Genomic DNA, 15,159 nt, shown 5'->3' on the forward strand with positions numbered 1-15,159 from the left:
CGAAAGAATTCGTACCTCAGTGGAGCACGACCTTCAGGTACGATTCAAGTCGTACCTGAAGGGGGTGCCGCGTGACCGGGAAGAACCTGGTCGGCCCGGAGGCCGATGCGCTCGATCTGGGTGTGGTGTTTCGCGCCCTCGCCGATGAGCACCGTCGTTCGGTGATGACGCAGCTGGCCGCCGATCGCAGCGACAATGAGCGGGGCTGCAACTCGTTCGATCTTCCGATCTCGAAGCAGACCCAGACCCACCACTTCCGGGCCCTACGCGAGGCAGGTCTCATTGACGAGATCGACTACGGCAACCGCAAGGGCATCCGACTACGACGCGCGGACATCGAGAAGAGATTCCCCGGGCTGCTCACGCTCCTGGGAGCAGAGCCTCCGGGCGGTACCGCTCCTCGCTGAGCACAGGTGGGCACATGTTCGCCCTATGAGCCCTCGGCTCCGGGATCGTGTGCTTGATCCGGCGTCTTCGCGCAGACAGCGCCCGTTACGGCGACATTTATACGCTTCGCCACCGCTGACGTGAGCGGGTCGGGTGCGGGACTGCTCGTCTTACGGGCGAATACTGCAACTCTCGAATACCGACACTCCACCAGTGGACCGCCTTCCGCGACCTGCTGTTTCAGGTCGAGAGGCCCTGGGTTTTCGCTACTTGTGCAGATCCCGGCATAGGGCGCAAAACCCTACCGGAGGTTTCCGGCATAGGCAGTGGGCAGTGGCGGTGGGCCGGGGCCGTCGTGCTCGTTCTCCGGTACGTGCAGGTGCCGATCGGCCTCTTGAACTGCTCGGCCGCATCGCTGCCGTCGAACTGCTCGCTCTCCCACGAGTCGCCGCGCCCGCCGTGGAGGCCCGTCGCGGAGCCGGCGGGCTTGCCGGTTCGTAGGTCCGTAGATCCGTTGCGCCAGGTGTGCTCTCCTGCGGTGGCCATGAGGAGAGGCTGGACGCGCATCGGTGCGGAGCAAGCCCCCTGGTCCGGCTGTGGTTTGGCCGCAATGCGGAAAAGGATCAGCCCCCGACCCGTTTTCCCAGGTCAGGGGCTGATCCATCAAGGGTGAGTAACGGGACTTGAACCCGCGACATCCTGGACCACAACCAGGTGCTCTGCCAGCTGAGCTATACCCACCATGTCCGGCGCTTTTCGCACCGGCCGAGGAAAAGTGTACAGGGTCTTCAGGGGTGCTCGCTCCCGGCTTTTTGTGGGGCCGGGAGCGAGCCGGGTCACTGTTCCTGAGCAGGCAGGACGTGCTTGGCCGCGATGGCCTTCGCGGTGTCCGAGTCCGGGCCGGGCTGCGGGACGAAGACCGCCTCGCGGTAGTAGCGGAGCTCGGCGATGGACTCGCGGATGTCGGCGAGTGCCCGGTGGTTGCCGTTCTTGTCCGGGCTGTTGAAGTACGCGCGCGGGAACCAGCGGCGGGCCAGTTCCTTCACGGACGACACGTCGACGATCCGGTAGTGCAGGTAGCTCTCCAGCTCCGGCATGTCGCGCAGCAGGAAGCCGCGGTCCGTGCCGACGGAGTTTCCGCACAGCGGAGCCTTGCCCGCGTCCGGGACGTGCTTGCGGATGTACGCCAGGACCTGCTGCTGCGCGTCCTCCAGCGTGGTCCCGGCGTCCAGCTCCGCCAGCAGTCCGGAGGACGTGTGCATCCTCCGGACCACCTCGGGCATGGTGACCAGGGCCTCGGCGGGCGGGCGGATCACGATGTCCACGCCGTCTCCGAGGATGTTCAGCTCAGAGTCGGTGACCAGGGCGGCCACCTCGATGAGCGCGTCATCCGACAGCGAGAGCCCGGTCATCTCGCAGTCGATCCACACCATGCGATCGTTCATGCGTCTCACCCTACGGGGCGTTCCCGCTGGCCGGGCAGGCGTGGGGTGTACAGGTCGGACTCCGGCTTCCCCGGTTCCGGGCGGTCCGGGGCCGGGGGCGCCGCGGTGGCCGTCCCCGAGATGGCGTGCGCGGTGGCGACGGCGGTCCGGCGCATCGGCAGGGACGCCGACTCCCCGGTCCGCTGTTCCACCAGTTCCGGGCGGTCCGACCGGTCCCCCCGATCCGTACGGTCTCCCCGGTCCGTACGGTCGACGAGACCGCTCTGCGGCCTGCGAGCCCGGTACGCGGCCCGGTAGGCGGCCGGAGAAGACCCCAGCTGCCTGCGGAAATGGCCGCGCAGTGCCACGGGTGAGCGGAACCCGCAGCGTCCCGCCACCTCGTCCACCGAGTAGTCCGAAGTCTCCAGGAGCCGCTGCGCCTGAAGCACCCGCTGGGTGATCAGCCACTGCAGTGGAGCGCTCCCAGTGAGGCTACGGAAACGTCGGTCGAAGGTGCGACGGCTCATGTACGCGCGGGCGGCCAGCGTCTCCACGTCGAACTGCTCGTGAAGGTGCTCCAGCGCCCACGCGACGACCTCGGCCAGCGGGTCCGCGCCGATCTCCTCCGGTAAAGACCGATCGAGATAGCGCTCCTGACCGCCGGTGCGCCGCGGCGGTACGACGAGCCGGCGGGCCAGGGCCCCCGCGGCGTCGGCGCCGTGGTCGTTGCGGACGATGTGCAGGCACAGATCGATGCCCGCGGCTGTGCCCGCCGAGGTGAGCACGTCGCCGTCGTCCACGAACAGCTCTCGCGGATCGACGTGTACGGATGGATAGCGCTTGGCGAGCGTGGGCGCGTACATCCAGTGGGTGGTCGCCGGCCGGCCGTCGAGCAGGCCGGCCGCGGCCAGCACGAAGGCACCCGTGCACAGCCCTACGATCCGGGCGCCCTCCTCATGCGCTCGCCGCAGCGCGTCGAGCGCCGCGGTCGGTGGTGGCCCGGTGATGGAGCGCCAGGCGGGCACGACGACGGTGCCCGCCCTGGAGAGCGCCTCCAGGCCGTACGGTGCTGTCAGTTCCAGTCCGCCGGTTGTTCGCAATGGCACATCTTCGCCCGCGCAGACCAGCAGTCGGTAGCGCGGAACGCCGGCGTCCTGGCGGTCGATTCCGAACACGGAGAGCGGGATGGAGCTCTCGAAAATGGGGCCGCCGCTGAAGAGCAGTACAGCGACGATCTCCCGGCGGCGGCGTCCGGAGAGCTTGCGCGTGGTCTCCGGTACGGTCGTGGAGTCCTGGCTCATGGCGCTAAGCCCCCCTCGGCGGTCGAGTCCTCTCGGTCCTGCACGTTTCCCCTCGGTCCTGAACGGTTCCCCCGCCGGTCATGGCCAAGATCGAATCTACTGTGTCGCATGTGGTCGCGGTGACCAGTTCACCACCCGGCTCTATGTCGACATGGCAACTTGGCGTAAAGCGTTCGATCACGAAGCGTTGCACTTGCAGGCCCCGCTGAAAAGTACGCCTCTCGCCCATGCCCAATACCCGTGGGGTGCAACCGCTCCCCTCGGTCCTTTCGTTGCTGGTCGAGAGGCTGTTGGGGGCCCCGTTCGCCAAGGTATGGGCTTCAGCCTGAAGTTGGCTGAAAAGGGCCGGGCGCATAGCTGGCGATGCGTCAGTCGACCGGCGCACTACCCTCGCTGAGGCGTCCACCCCGGTGCGCCCCCACGCCCGTACGCCCATGGCGGCCGCGGTGCGGGGCCGCCCGGTCGGCGGCCGACCGGGCGGCGTTCCGTTCGGCCCGGCGCAGCAGCGCCCGGCAGGCGCAGGTGATGGCCGCGAGCCCCACCGCCGTACCGGCCGCGCCGCCGAAGGACCGGCCGCACGCCAGCAGTACGACGGGGACCAGCGCGCAACTGAAGACGGCCCAGCGCACCACGTCGCCCACCGAGTCGGAGGCGCCCCCGAAAGGGTCTTCGCGGGGGCCCGCGCCGGGGCGTCCCGGGGTGTCGTCGCGGCGCGCGTACTGCAGGATTCCCGGCACTGGAGAGCTCCCTACTGGCGGCGGTCGGCGGTACTACAACGCGGGGCCGCCCGCCGGGTCACTGCGTCGCGCGCGTCAGGGCCACCCCCAAGGCATTGCGCTACGAGCCGCCCTCGTGCATGCTCCTCGGAACCCGCCTCCGGGCGGTTCGTCCCATGGGGCGGCCTCTGGGCAGGAGGCGAGTGTCGCCGTACCCTGGTGGGTAAGGACTTGGAAAGATGAATCCCGGACGGATTTTGTGCACCATGATCCGCCCATGGTTCGCTGTCCGACGACAACTCCAACCAGCCCACCGCCGAACCCCACCGCTGATCCCTCCGCAAGAGGATTTCCTTCGCCGAGACATCGATGGCCGGTCACGAATTCCCCGAACCCGCGGACCGCAAGAGGGTTGCCGATCACGCGGCGGCCCCCGAAGCGGCGGAAGAAACACGTCACTCCTGCGACCCGGCTTTTCGGCACGGCGTCGTCGTCGGCTTCGACGGATCCACGTCGAGTGAGCGAGCGCTTGCGTACGCAATCGGCATGGCCATCCGCTCGGGCTCCGGCCTGATCATCGTCCATGTGGCGAACCGGCTGCCGACGACCGTCTGGGCAGGGTGCGAACCACCCGTCTTCGTCGATGTGCCCGACCACCGGACCGAGGTGCTCGGCCTGGAACTCGCCTGTGCGGACTATCTGTCCGAGGTGCCCTGGATTCTCGTCGAGCGCGGCGGCGACATCTGCCATGAGCTGGAGGAAGTCGGCCGGGAGTACTCGGCCGACGCCATTGTCGTCGGCTCCACGCACGGCCTGGTCGGCCGCATCTTCGGCTCGGTCGCCGGCCGTCTCGCGCGCCGGGCCCAGCGCCCCGTCGTCGTCATCCCTTAGCGGCGCCGCCCTTCCCCCTGGGGCGTAGGACCCCCGTCCGGGGGCGGTCGACGGGGCGGGAGGTGCGGGAGTGCAAACGGGGGTGCGCGCTGTCTTCCCCGTACGGGCTGTCTTTCCCATGCGCGCCGTCTTCCCCATACGGGCGGCCGTTCGCTCGGCGGTCCTCCCGGCGCGCTCCGCCCCGGGCGTCCGCACCCGTACGCAGTGGTGGCCCGCCCTGCGTCCGTACGGGCCCGGGCCTGGTCCCCGCCGGTGTGCACGCATCCCATAGGGGTGCGCCCCCAGGCGTGCCGGCACCCTCGGCGTGCGCCCGGGCGCCGCGCCGGCCCTACTACCTCGTACGCGTCCCAGCCACAAGGATCGCCGACGGTTATCGGTCGAGTTGACTTCGGTCCGCCGCCAACAGTCGACAAATCTACCCACGCGTAGGGGGTGGATTGGGTGCGGGTAGGGGGTAGACCCCGAACACGGCTTGCCGCCGACCGGGAGGTGACGGTTCCCGGGGCGGCAGTCGCCGGTGCGAGGGCAGCATCGGCGCAGGGGAGGCGGCCCCTCCGCGCGCGTGGTGGCACGCGCGGAGGGGTAGCCCCCGGCCCGGCACCCCCGTGACCGGCCCGCTCTCGTCCCCGCCCCCCGCCGAAGGGGCTGCTCCACCGCCCCGCCCCTGCCGAGGGGCTGCTCCTCCACCGTCCCCGCCCACGCGCGGGTGGCGCTCCGGCGGTTACTCGACCGTCACGGACTTCGCGAGGTTGCGCGGCTTGTCGATGTCCCGGCCCAGCGCCAACGCCGTGTGGTAGGCGAGGAGTTGCAGCGGGATGCCCATCAGGATCGGGTCCAGCTCGTTCTCGTTCTTCGGTACCACGATCGTGTGGTCGGCCTTCTCCTGCTCCCGGTGTGCGACCGCGAGGATCCTGCCGCTGCGGGCCTTGATCTCCTCCAGCGCGGCGCGGTTCTTCTCCAGCAGGTCGTCGTCCGGAACGATCGCGACCGTCGGCATCGCGGGCTCGATGAGCGCCAGCGGGCCGTGCTTCAGTTCGGAGGCCGGGTACGCCTCGGCGTGGATGTAGCTGATCTCCTTGAGCTTCAGCGATGCCTCCAGGGCTGCGGGGTAGCCCCGTACCCGGCCGATGAACATCATCGACTTTGCGTTCGCGTACTCGGCCGCGAGCTTCGCGATGTGCTCCTCGTCGCGCAGGATCTCGGCGATCTGCTCGGGCAGCTTGCGCAGGCCCGCGATGATCCGCTTGCCGTCGGCGACGGACAGGTCGCGGATGCGCCCGAGGTGCAGCGCGAGCAGGGCGAAGGCGACCACCGTGTTGGTGAAGCACTTGGTGGAGACGACGCAGACCTCGGGGCCCGCGTGGACGTACACGCCGCCGTCGGTCTCGCGGGCGATCGCCGAGCCGACCACGTTCACCACGCCGAGGACGCGGGCGCCCTTGCGCTTGAGCTCCTGCACGGCGGCGAGGGCGTCGTACGTCTCACCGGACTGCGACACCGCGATGTAGAGGGTGTCGGGGTCCACGACCGGGTTGCGGTAGCGGAACTCGGAGGCCGGCTCGGCGTCCGCGGGGATGCGCGCCAGCTCCTCGATCATCTGGGCGCCGATCAGCCCCGCGTGGTACGAGGTGCCGCAGCCGAGGATCTTCACCCGGCGCACCGCGCGCGCCTCGCGGGCGTCGAGGTTGAGCCCGCCGAGGTGCACGGTGGAGAAGCGGTCGTCGATCCGGCCGCGCAGCACGCGGTCCACCGAGTCGACCTGCTCGGTGATCTCCTTGTGCATGTACGTGTCGTGGCCGCCCATGTCGTACGACTCGGCCTCCCACTCCACGGTGGTCGGCTGGGCGGAGGTGGTCGAGCCCTCGGTGGTGTACGTGCGGTAGTCGTCGGCCTTCAGGGTGGCCATCTCGCCGTCGTCGAGGGTGACGACCTGGCGCGTGTGGCTGACGAGCGCGGCGACGTCCGAGGAGACGAACATTTCCTTCTCGCCGATGCCCAGCACGACGGGGGAGCCGTTGCGGGCGACGACGATGCGGTCCGGGAAGTCCGCGTGCAGCACGGCGATGCCGTACGTGCCCTCGACCAGTCGGAGTGCCTCGCGGACCTTCTCCTCCAGGGTGGGGGCCTGCGAGCGGCCGATGAGGTGGGCGAGCACCTCGGTGTCGGTGTCGGAGAGGAACGTGACGCCCTCGGCGGTCAGCTTGGCGCGCAGGTCGGAGGCGTTGTCGATGATGCCGTTGTGGACGACGGCGACCTTCTCGTCGACGTCCAGGTGCGGGTGCGCGTTGATGTCGTTGGGCGCGCCGTGGGTGGCCCAGCGGGTGTGCGCGATGCCGGTGGTGCCCGCGAAGCGCTTGGGCAGCCGCGCCTCCAGCTCGCGGACGCGCCCCTTGGCCTTCGCGGACTTCAGGCCACCGGTCTTGCCGCTCGCGTGCAGGGCGATGCCCGCGGAGTCGTAGCCCCGGTACTCCAGCCGCTGCAAGCCCTCCAGCAGCAGTGGTGCGACGTCACGCTTGCCGATGTATCCGACGATCCCGCACATAGTGTTCTGGCCCTCCCGGGTCGGTGGTCGTGGGTCGCCGAGCCGCTGCCCGGCCGGGGCCGCGCGACGGCGCGCCCGGGGCCCGGCGGGCGGCTCAGCCGTAGACGATGCGGCGCAGCTGCCGCAGTGAGAGTTCGGGCGGCGCCACCGCGCGGTGCGGCAGCTCGGCCGCGATCCGTTCGAAGATGTCCGGGTTGGTCAGCCCGCCGGACTGCAGTTCCCGGTGGCGGCGGCGTACGAACTCCTCGGCCGTCTCATCGAAGTACGCGAGCACGTCCAGTACCACCCGGGCGGCCTCGCCGCGTTGCAGCGGAGTGCTGCGCACCAGGTGGTCGACGAGGTCGTCATGGGACGTACGGCGTTCGAGCACCCGTTGATACTGATGACTCTTGGGGACATACGCAAGAATCCTGCCCGATATCGGGCAGGATTCTTGTTGGAGAGCGTGAGGGGTGGTGGGGGAGTGGTTCAGAAGCGCTTCATCACGGCCTGCTTGGCCGCCGCGAACTCCTCGGCCGTCAGTATCCCCTCCCGGTGCAGCTCGCCCAGCTCGCGGAGCCTGCGCAACAGCGTGTCGTGATCATTCCCGTCGCCGCCCGGATCCTTGCCGGTGCCCTTTCCGGGCGCGGTGCCGGCTGGTTCGGCCGGCGTCACGGGGGTCTGATCCGCAGCGGAGGGGTGCGGCATACGGGCCGTCACCGCCGCCGCGATCAACGCCATCAAGGGGTCCTTCTTGAAGCCGTACAGCTCGACGGCGTACGGGTCATACTTCGGCGGGGCCTGGGTGGACGCGTTCGCCAGGACGAAGCGGAGGTAACCGTTCTCCAGCCCCGCCGACGGCTGCCACACCACCGACACCACATCCGACACCGAGAACAGGCGGGTCCCCGCGGACTTCTTGGCGTCCTCCGTCTTCCAGTTCCACTCCAGGCGCACCTGCTCCCCGTCGAAAGCGGCGATGCCGTCCCCGGCCCCCACCGACAAGGGCACCGCGGGGCCCGGCAGCAGATAGCGATCGCTGGGACCGCTGTCGATCTGCTCCAGCAGCAGCGCGGTACGCACCTCGGTGACGAAGTACTCCGCCACGCCCGTACGGTCCGTCTCCACCGAGAGCTGGTACGGATCAGCCGAGTCCGGCAGCCGCCCCCGAACGGCCTGGAGCAGCGGATCGGCGCCCTCGCGCAGCCGCAGCCGCAGCCGACCGCTCTTGCGTCCCGCTTCGAAGGCGACCCCCGCCACCGCGGCGAGCGGCACGGCCAGCTCGCCCAGCGTCTGGCGCATGAGGTGCACCCCGCGCTCGCGGCCCGGAACGATGCGTATCGTCTCGCCGTCGAACGTCCACACGCCATCCTTCTGCATGATTTCCGCCATACAAGGAATTCTTTCAGGCGAAAGCGGCCCACGCGGGCCCCGTCCTGACCCTCTTGACCGTGCGCGGGGCAGTTGGTACCCAGGTGGACGTTCGTGCGCGCCACTTTCCGTACACAGCCCGCGAAGGGATCTCCTGTGAGACGCAGCGCCCGGCACCTCCCCCACGCCCGCCCCGCCAGGCCCCTGTCCCGACTGCTCTGGTCACTGCTGCTGGTCGTCACCGCCGGAGCCGCGACGACCGGAACGGGCGCCGCCGCCGAGCCCCCGGGCCGGACGCCCGCCGCGACCCCGCTCGGCAGCGTCATACCCGTGCCCGCGTCCGTACGGCCCCACGGCCGCCCGTACGCGCTCAGCGCCGGAACCCGCGTCCGGATACCCGCCGGTTCGCGCGAGGCCCGGCAGGTCGGCGAGTACCTGGCCCGCATGCTGCGCCCCGCCACCGGGTACGCCCTCGCCGTCACCACGCGCGACGGCGACGACGGCATCCGGCTGCGGCTCGTCGGCGAGGGCGGCCAGGGCGGTCAGGGCGGCGAGGGAGACGAGAGCGACGGGGACGACGAGACGCGCGGGCTCGGCGCGGAGGGGTACCGGCTCTCGGTCACCCACCGCTCCGTCACCATCAGCGCCCGCACGGCGGCCGGGCTCTTCCACGGGGCGCAGACCCTGCGGCAACTGCTGCCCGCCGACATCGAGAGGCACCGACGGCAGGCCGGACCGTGGCAGGTGTCCGGCGGCACCATCGTCGACGTGCCGCGCTACGGCTACCGCGGCGCGATGCTCGACGTCGGCCGCCACTTCTTCACCGTCGACCAGGTCAAGCGCTACATCGATCAGCTGGCGCTCTACAAGCTCAACAGACTGCATCTGCACCTCTCCGACGACCAGGGGTGGCGCATCGCCGTCGACTCCTGGCCCCGGCTGGCCACGCACGGCGGCAGCACCCAGGTCGGCGGCGGGCCGGGCGGCTACTACACCAAGGCCGACTACCGGGAGATCGTCCGCTACGCGCAGAGCCGCTATCTGACCGTGATCCCCGAGATCGACCTGCCGAGCCACACCAATTCGGCGCTCGCCTCGTACGCGCCGCTCAACTGCGACGGCATCGCGCCGCCGCTGTACACCGGCACGGAGGTCGGCTTCAGCTCGCTGTGCGCGCGGAAGCAGATCACCTACGACTTCGTGGACGACGTGCTCCGCGAGCTGGCGGCCCTGACGCCCGGCCCGTATCTGCACATCGGCGGCGACGAGGCGTACTCCACGAACCACGAGGACTACGTCACCATCATGGACAGGGCGCAGCCGATCGTCGCCAAGTACGGGAAGACGGTGATCGGCTGGCACCAGCTGACCGGAGCGCACCCGGTCAAGGGCGCGATCGCGGAGTACTGGGGCTACGACAAGACGCCTCCCGCGGAGCGGGCCCAGGTCGCCGAGGCCGCGAAGAACGGCACCGGCCTGATCCTGTCACCCGCCGACCGGTCCTTCCTCGACATGAAGTACACCAAGGACACCCCGCTGGGGCTGCACTGGGCCGGACTCGTCGAGGTGAAGCGGGCCTACGACTGGGACCCCGGCGACTACCTGGCGGGCGTGCCGGCGTCGTCGGTCCTGGGCGTCGAGGCGGCGCTGTGGACGGAGACCCTCGCCACGACCGAGCAGCTCGACTTCATGGCGTTCCCGCGGCTGCCGGGCATCGCGGAGCTCGGCTGGTCCCCGGCGAGCACGCACGACTGGGGCTCGTACCGCGTACGGCTGGCCGCGCAGGCAGAGCGCTGGGACGCGCTGGGCATCGACTACTACCGCTCGCCCCAGGTCCCTTGGCCGTCGGCGCGGTAGCAGGGACCCGCGCCCATGTCCGCGGGGCGTCCTCAAGCGCCGGGCGGGCTGGAGGGCGGGGGCTCCTGTTCCTGCCAGGTGCTGCCCTCTCCGATGCCCCCGCCACCCCTGCCGCGCCGCCGGGCGGTCTGTCGACCGGTGCGCGCCTGCCCGGTGCTTGAGGAGCCAGTGCCAGTGTCTGCCGGGCGGTTGAGGGGTCGGCGTCGGTGTCTGCCCGGTGCTTGAGGGGCCAGCGTCAGCGTCGGCCCGGCGCTTGGGAGGTCGGCGTCGGCATCCGCCCGGCGCTTGTGGGTCAGCTTCAGCGTGAGGGTCAGCCGGCCAGGCCCAGCTCGCGCGCGATGAGCATGCGCTGGACCTCGCTCGTGCCCTCGCCGATCTCCAGGATCTTCGAGTCGCGCCACATCCGGGCCACCGGGTACTCATTCATGAAGCCGTACCCGCCGTGAATCTGCGTGGCCTCGCGCGCGTTCGTCACGGCGATCTCCGAGGAGTAGAGCTTCGCGAGCGCCGCCTCCTTCTTGAACGGCTCGCCGTGCAGCAGCCGGGAGGCGGCGTCGCGCCAGGCGAGACGGGCCGTGTGGGCCCGCATGTCCATGTCCGCGATCTTGAACTGGATGGCCTGGTTCGCCCCGATCGGCTTCCCGAACGCCTGCCGCGTACCGGCGTACTTCACCGACTCGTCCACGCAGCCCTGGGCCAGCCCGGTGGCGAGCGCCGAGATTGCGATCCGGCCCTCGTCGAGGATGCGCAGGAACTGCGCGTACCCCCGCCCCTCCTCGCCCAGCAGATTGGCCGCCGGGACCCGGACGTCGGAGAAGGACAGCTCGCGGGTGTCCGAGGCGTTCCAGCCGACCTTGGAGTACGCGGGCGCGACTGTGAAGCCGGGGGTGCCGGACGGCACGATGACCGTGGAGATCCGCGGGCGGCCGTCCTCCTTGCGCCCCGTGACGGCGGTGACCGTGACGAGGCCGGTGATGTCCGTGCCGGAGTTGGTGATGAAGCACTTGGAGCCGTTGATCACCCACTCGCCCGTGGCCTCGTCGAGCCGCGCGGTGGTGCGGGTGCCGCCCGCGTCCGAGCCGCACTCCGGCTCGGTCAGGCCGAACGCGCCCAGTACCTCGCCCGCGCACATCCGGGGCAGCCACTCCCGCTTCTGCTCCTCGGTACCGAAGCGGAAGATGGGCATCGCGCCGAGTGAGACGCCCGCTTCGAGGGTGATCGCCACGGAGGAGTCGACGCGCGCCAGCTCTTCGAGGGCGATGCCGAGGGCGAGGTAGTCGCCGCCCATGCCGCCGTACTCCTCGGGGAAGGGCAGCCCGAACAGCCCCATGCGCCCCATCTCGCGGACGATCTCGTACGGGAACTCGTGCCGCTCGTAGAAGTCGCCGATCTTCGGCGCGACGACGTCGTGAGCGAACGCCTCCACCGTGCGGCGGAGTTCTTCGTGCTCGGAGCTGAGGCGGTGGTCGATCGGCATCGTTTTCACTGCTCCTTGTGGGAGAGGGCGCGGACGGTGCGGGACGGGCTGGGGCGTCCCAGATGGGCGGCCATCCACACGCTGGTGGCGGTGAGCAGGCCGAGGTCGACTCCGGTTTCGATGCCGAGGCCGTTGAGCATCCACACCAGGTCCTCGGTGGCGAGGTTGCCGGTGGCGCTCTTCGCGTACGGGCAGCCGCCGAGGCCGCCCGCCGAGGCGTCGACGACGGCGACGCCGTGCCGCAGCGCGGCGAGGGTGTTGGCGAGGGCCTGGCCGTAGGTGTCGTGGAAGTGCACGGCCAGCCGGTCCGTCGTGACCCCGGCCTCGCCCAGGGCGGTCAGCAGCGCGCCGATGTGACCGGGGGTGGCCACGCCGATCGTGTCGCCGAGGCTCAGTTCGTCGCAGCCGAGGTCGAGGAGCGCGCGGCTGACGCGCACGACCTGGGCGATGGGGACCGGCCCCTCCCAGGGGTCGCCGAAGCACATGGAGAGGTAGCCGCGCACCCGGACGCCGGCGTCCCCGGCCTTGGCGACGACGGGCGCGAACATGGCCAGCGCCTCGTCCACGGTGCGGTTGAGGTTCGCCTTGGCGAAGGATTCGGTCGCGCTGCCGAACACGGCGATCTCCCGCACGCCGAGCGCCAGGGCGCGGTCCAGGCCGCGTTCGTTCGGCACGAGGACCGGGAGCCGGATGTCGGAACCGGCGGGGCCGCTCAGGGCCGCGGGGGAGCCCAGCATCTCCATGAGCTGCTCGGCGTCGGCGAGTTGGGGCACCCACTTGGGGTGCACGAAACTGGTCGCCTCGATGGTCGTCAGCCCCGCCGCGGCGAGTCGGCGGATGAAATCCGCCTTCACCTCGACGGGTACGACCGCCTGCTCGTTCTGGAGCCCGTCCCTGGCGCCCACCTCGTGGATACGGACGCGGGCGGGCAGGCCGGCGGATGGCACGGCCATCGGCAGCCCGGGGGGCGGTTGACCGGTCATGATTCCTCCCGCGGTGTCACTACGGCGAGCACTTGGTCCATGGCGACCGTGCTGCCCGCCGTCACATCCAGCTCCGTGACGGTCCCGTCGTGCGGGGCGGCGATCACGTGCTCCATCTTCATCGCCTCCACCACCAACAGGCTCTGCCCGGCGGTCACTTCGTCGCCCACGGCGGCCTTGACGACGGTCACCGTGCCGGGCATCGGCGCGGTGAGCGCCCCGGCGTGCGCGCCCGCCGCCGCGCCGCCGGCCTCGACAGGGTCGTGGTCCTGTACGTGCCAGGCGTCGCCGTCGCGCCCCAGCCAGGTGCCCTCCGGGCCGGGGGCATGGGTGAAGGCGTGGGTGACGGCGGCGTACTCGACGGTGACGCGGCGGGCGCCGGTGGTGTGTATCCCCGCCCCTTCCTTCCCCGGAACCGAAGGCAGCGGTCCCCGAGCAGTCAGCCTCGCGGCGACCGCGGTCCCGGTGGGCCGGTCCGCCGGGGCCTGGGCGCCGCCCGTGTCGCCGGGTGCCGTGCGGGCCGCCTCCGGGCCTGTCTGCTCCGGGCCTGTCTGCTCCGGGCCGGTCGACTCCGCGCCTGCCGGCTCCGGACTCGCCGTCTCCGGGGCGTCGATCAGGACTTCCGCCCCGTCGGCGAGGCCCCGGACGCGGACCGCGACCGGGGCGTGGCCCGGGACGCGCATGTGGTGCACGGTCCACGCGGCCTCGCCGCCGAGCCGCCAGCCGCTCGGCACCGAGAACGGATCGGTCCAGCCGGCGGGCGGGCCGTCGTCCCCGGCCCCTGCCGGGTCCCGCGCCGGGTGCAGCGCGGCCTGGCGCAGCAGCGCCGCCGTCGCGTACACCTCGTCCGGCACGCCGCGCGGCACCAGCGTGTGCGCGTCGCGGTCGACCAGGCCCGTGTCCATCGTGCCCGCGGCCACCTCGGGGTGGGCGAGGAGCCTGCGCAGGAAGCCGGTGTTCGTGTCGACGCCGAGGATCGTCGTCTCGGCCAGGGCGGCGCGCAGCCGGCGCAGCGCGGTGGGGCGGTCGGGGCCGTACGCGATGACCTTGGCGAGCATCGGGTCGTACGCGGTGCCGACCTCGGTGCCCCGGGAGAGGCCGGAGTCCACGCGCACGTCGTCCCGGTGGGGCTCGGACAGCGCGCGGACGGTCCCGGCCGAGGGCAGGAAAGTCACCTGGCCGTCGTCGGCACGGGCGGTCTCCGCGCAGATCCGGGCCTCCACCGCGTGGCCGGTGAGGGAGATGTCCGGCTGCCCGAAGGGCAGCCGCTCGCCGGCGGCGACCCTCAGCTGCCACTCCACCAGATCGAGGCCGGTGATCAGCTCCGTGACGGGGTGCTCGACCTGGAGCCGGGTGTTCATCTCCATGAAGAAGTACGAGGCGGGGTCGTCGCCGGGCACGATGAACTCGACGGTGCCCGCGCCCGTATAGCCGCAGGAGCGGGCCGCCGAGGCCGCGGCCTCGCCCATCGCGGCGCGGGTGGCCGCGTCGAGCAGGGGGGACGGCGCCTCCTCGATGATCTTCTGGTGGCGGCGCTGGAGGGAGCACTCGCGCTCGCCGAGGTGGACCACGTTGCCGTGCGCGTCCGCCAGGATCTGGATCTCGATATGGCGGGGCCGCTCGACCCACCGCTCCACCAGGAGCGTGTCGTCGCCGAAGGCGCCGCGCGCCACCCGCCGCGCGGCGGCGATCTCCTCGGCGAGCGCCGACTCCTCGTGGACCAGGCGCATCCCCTTGCCACCACCTCCCGCCGAGGGCTTGAGCAGCACGGGCATGCCGATCTCGCGGGCGGCGGCGGCCAGTTCGGCGTCGCCGAGGCCGCTGCCCGAGGAGCCGGGGACGACGGGCACGCCTGCCGCCCGCACGGTCTCCTTGGCGCGGATCTTGTCGCCCATCAGCTCGATGGCGTCGGCCGGCGGGCCGATGAAGACGAGCCCGGCGTCCGAGCAGGCGCGGGCGAAGGCGGCGTTCTCGGCGAGGAAGCCGTAGCCGGGGTGGACGGCCTGGGCGCCGGAGCGGGCGGCGGCCGCCAGCAGGCGCTCGATGGACAGATAGCTCTCGGCGGCGGCCGTCGGGCCGATCCGCACGGCGGTGTCGGCCTCCCGCACATGCCGGGCGTCCGCGTCCGCGTCGCTGAAGACGGCGACCGAGCGGACGCCCTGGGCGCGCAGCGTGCGGATGACGCGGACCGCGATCTCGCCGCGGTTGGCCACCAGGACGGTGTCGAACAT

Annotated in this window: 12 protein-coding genes and 1 tRNA gene; 3 read left to right on the forward strand and 10 right to left on the reverse strand. The window is 71.3% G+C overall.

All coding sequences use genetic code 11. The annotated features are described in order from the left end of the window. Positions 1-71: 71 nt before the first annotated feature. Positions 72-407: an ArsR/SmtB family transcription factor gene (locus AC07AB_RS18120; RefSeq protein WP_478567454.1), complete on the forward strand. Its 336-nt coding sequence runs from the start codon at positions 72-74 to the stop codon at positions 405-407. 648 nt (positions 408-1,055) lie between these two features. Here AC07AB_RS18120 and AC07AB_RS18125 read toward each other — a convergent pair. The 4 genes from AC07AB_RS18125 to AC07AB_RS18140 all read right to left on the reverse strand — a co-directional run bounded on the left by AC07AB_RS18125 (position 1,056) and on the right by AC07AB_RS18140 (position 3,849). Then, positions 1,056-1,128, reverse strand: a tRNA-His gene (locus tag AC07AB_RS18125). A gap of 95 nt (positions 1,129-1,223) precedes the next feature. Beyond that, complete coding sequence (gene orn / locus AC07AB_RS18130; protein ID WP_478567457.1) at positions 1,224-1,832, reverse strand: oligoribonuclease; 609 nt, start codon at positions 1,830-1,832, stop codon at positions 1,224-1,226. Positions 1,833-1,837: 5 nt separating this feature from the next. Further along, positions 1,838-3,112: a helix-turn-helix domain-containing protein gene (locus tag AC07AB_RS18135; RefSeq protein WP_478567460.1), complete on the reverse strand. Its 1,275-nt coding sequence runs from the start codon at positions 3,110-3,112 to the stop codon at positions 1,838-1,840. Between the two features lie 368 nt (positions 3,113-3,480). Then, positions 3,481-3,849 (reverse strand): hypothetical protein, encoded by a 369-nt coding sequence (locus tag AC07AB_RS18140; RefSeq protein ID WP_478567463.1) that lies wholly within the window; start codon positions 3,847-3,849, stop codon positions 3,481-3,483. 348 nt (positions 3,850-4,197) lie between these two features. Here AC07AB_RS18140 and AC07AB_RS18145 point away from each other — a divergent pair, with 348 nt between their 5' ends. After that, the gene (locus tag AC07AB_RS18145) at positions 4,198-4,719 is read left to right on the forward strand and encodes a universal stress protein (protein WP_478567466.1); all 522 of its coding nucleotides are present in this window, start codon (positions 4,198-4,200) and stop codon (positions 4,717-4,719) included. Between the two features lie 721 nt (positions 4,720-5,440). On the opposite strand, the gene glmS is transcribed toward AC07AB_RS18145, so the two are convergent. The 3 genes from glmS to AC07AB_RS18160 form a co-directional block, all read right to left on the reverse strand. Further along, entirely contained in the window at positions 5,441-7,261 is a 1,821-nt protein-coding gene (glmS, locus tag AC07AB_RS18150) for a glutamine--fructose-6-phosphate transaminase (isomerizing) (protein ID WP_478567469.1), read from the reverse strand. Positions 7,262-7,355: 94 nt separating this feature from the next. Further along, entirely contained in the window at positions 7,356-7,631 is a 276-nt protein-coding gene (locus tag AC07AB_RS18155) for a hypothetical protein (protein WP_030875438.1), read from the reverse strand. A gap of 98 nt (positions 7,632-7,729) precedes the next feature. Continuing rightward, on the reverse strand, positions 7,730-8,632 hold the full coding sequence (locus AC07AB_RS18160) for a DUF4429 domain-containing protein (RefSeq protein ID WP_478567472.1): 903 nt from the start codon (positions 8,630-8,632) through the stop codon (positions 7,730-7,732). A 135-nt stretch (positions 8,633-8,767) separates the two neighbouring features. Between AC07AB_RS18160 and AC07AB_RS18165 the strand changes: the two genes are divergently transcribed. Further along, positions 8,768-10,468: a beta-N-acetylhexosaminidase gene (locus tag AC07AB_RS18165; protein WP_478567475.1), complete on the forward strand. Its 1,701-nt coding sequence runs from the start codon at positions 8,768-8,770 to the stop codon at positions 10,466-10,468. Between the two features lie 310 nt (positions 10,469-10,778). On the opposite strand, the gene AC07AB_RS18170 is transcribed toward AC07AB_RS18165, so the two are convergent. Genes AC07AB_RS18170 through AC07AB_RS18180 form a run of 3 tightly spaced genes read right to left on the reverse strand, consistent with a single transcriptional unit; the run spans position 10,779 to position 15,159 of the window. Continuing rightward, positions 10,779-11,945 carry an acyl-CoA dehydrogenase family protein gene (locus AC07AB_RS18170; RefSeq protein ID WP_478567478.1) on the reverse strand — a complete coding sequence of 389 codons (1,167 nt, stop codon included), beginning with the start codon at positions 11,943-11,945 and terminating at the stop codon, positions 10,779-10,781. Between the two features lie 5 nt (positions 11,946-11,950). Further along, positions 11,951-12,928 carry a hydroxymethylglutaryl-CoA lyase gene (locus tag AC07AB_RS18175; protein WP_478567480.1) on the reverse strand — a complete coding sequence of 326 codons (978 nt, stop codon included), beginning with the start codon at positions 12,926-12,928 and terminating at the stop codon, positions 11,951-11,953. Further along, a complete protein-coding gene (locus tag AC07AB_RS18180) occupies positions 12,925-15,159 on the reverse strand; it encodes an acetyl/propionyl/methylcrotonyl-CoA carboxylase subunit alpha (RefSeq protein ID WP_478567870.1) in 2,235 nt (744 codons plus the stop codon). Before AC07AB_RS18180 ends, AC07AB_RS18175 begins: the two co-directional genes overlap by 4 nt.

The sequence above is a fragment of the Streptomyces sp. NPDC044033 genome, assembly GCF_056434425.1.

What these genes read in the sequence shown, in the direction of transcription:
- glmS (WP_478567469.1), bottom strand. Translation starts at nt 7,261, where the DNA reads ATGTGCGGGATCGTCGGATACATCGGCAAGCGTGACGTCGCACCACTG.
- AC07AB_RS18145 (WP_478567466.1), top strand. Translation starts at nt 4,198, where the DNA reads ATGGCCGGTCACGAATTCCCCGAACCCGCGGACCGCAAGAGGGTTGCC.
- orn (WP_478567457.1), bottom strand. Translation starts at nt 1,832, where the DNA reads ATGAACGATCGCATGGTGTGGATCGACTGCGAGATGACCGGGCTCTCG.
- AC07AB_RS18170 (WP_478567478.1), bottom strand. Translation starts at nt 11,945, where the DNA reads ATGCCGATCGACCACCGCCTCAGCTCCGAGCACGAAGAACTCCGCCGC.
- AC07AB_RS18160 (WP_478567472.1), bottom strand. Translation starts at nt 8,632, where the DNA reads ATGGCGGAAATCATGCAGAAGGATGGCGTGTGGACGTTCGACGGCGAG.
- AC07AB_RS18175 (WP_478567480.1), bottom strand. Translation starts at nt 12,928, where the DNA reads ATGACCGGTCAACCGCCCCCCGGGCTGCCGATGGCCGTGCCATCCGCC.
- AC07AB_RS18135 (WP_478567460.1), bottom strand. Translation starts at nt 3,112, where the DNA reads ATGAGCCAGGACTCCACGACCGTACCGGAGACCACGCGCAAGCTCTCC.
- AC07AB_RS18180 (WP_478567870.1), bottom strand. Translation starts at nt 15,159, where the DNA reads ATGTTCGACACCGTCCTGGTGGCCAACCGCGGCGAGATCGCGGTCCGC.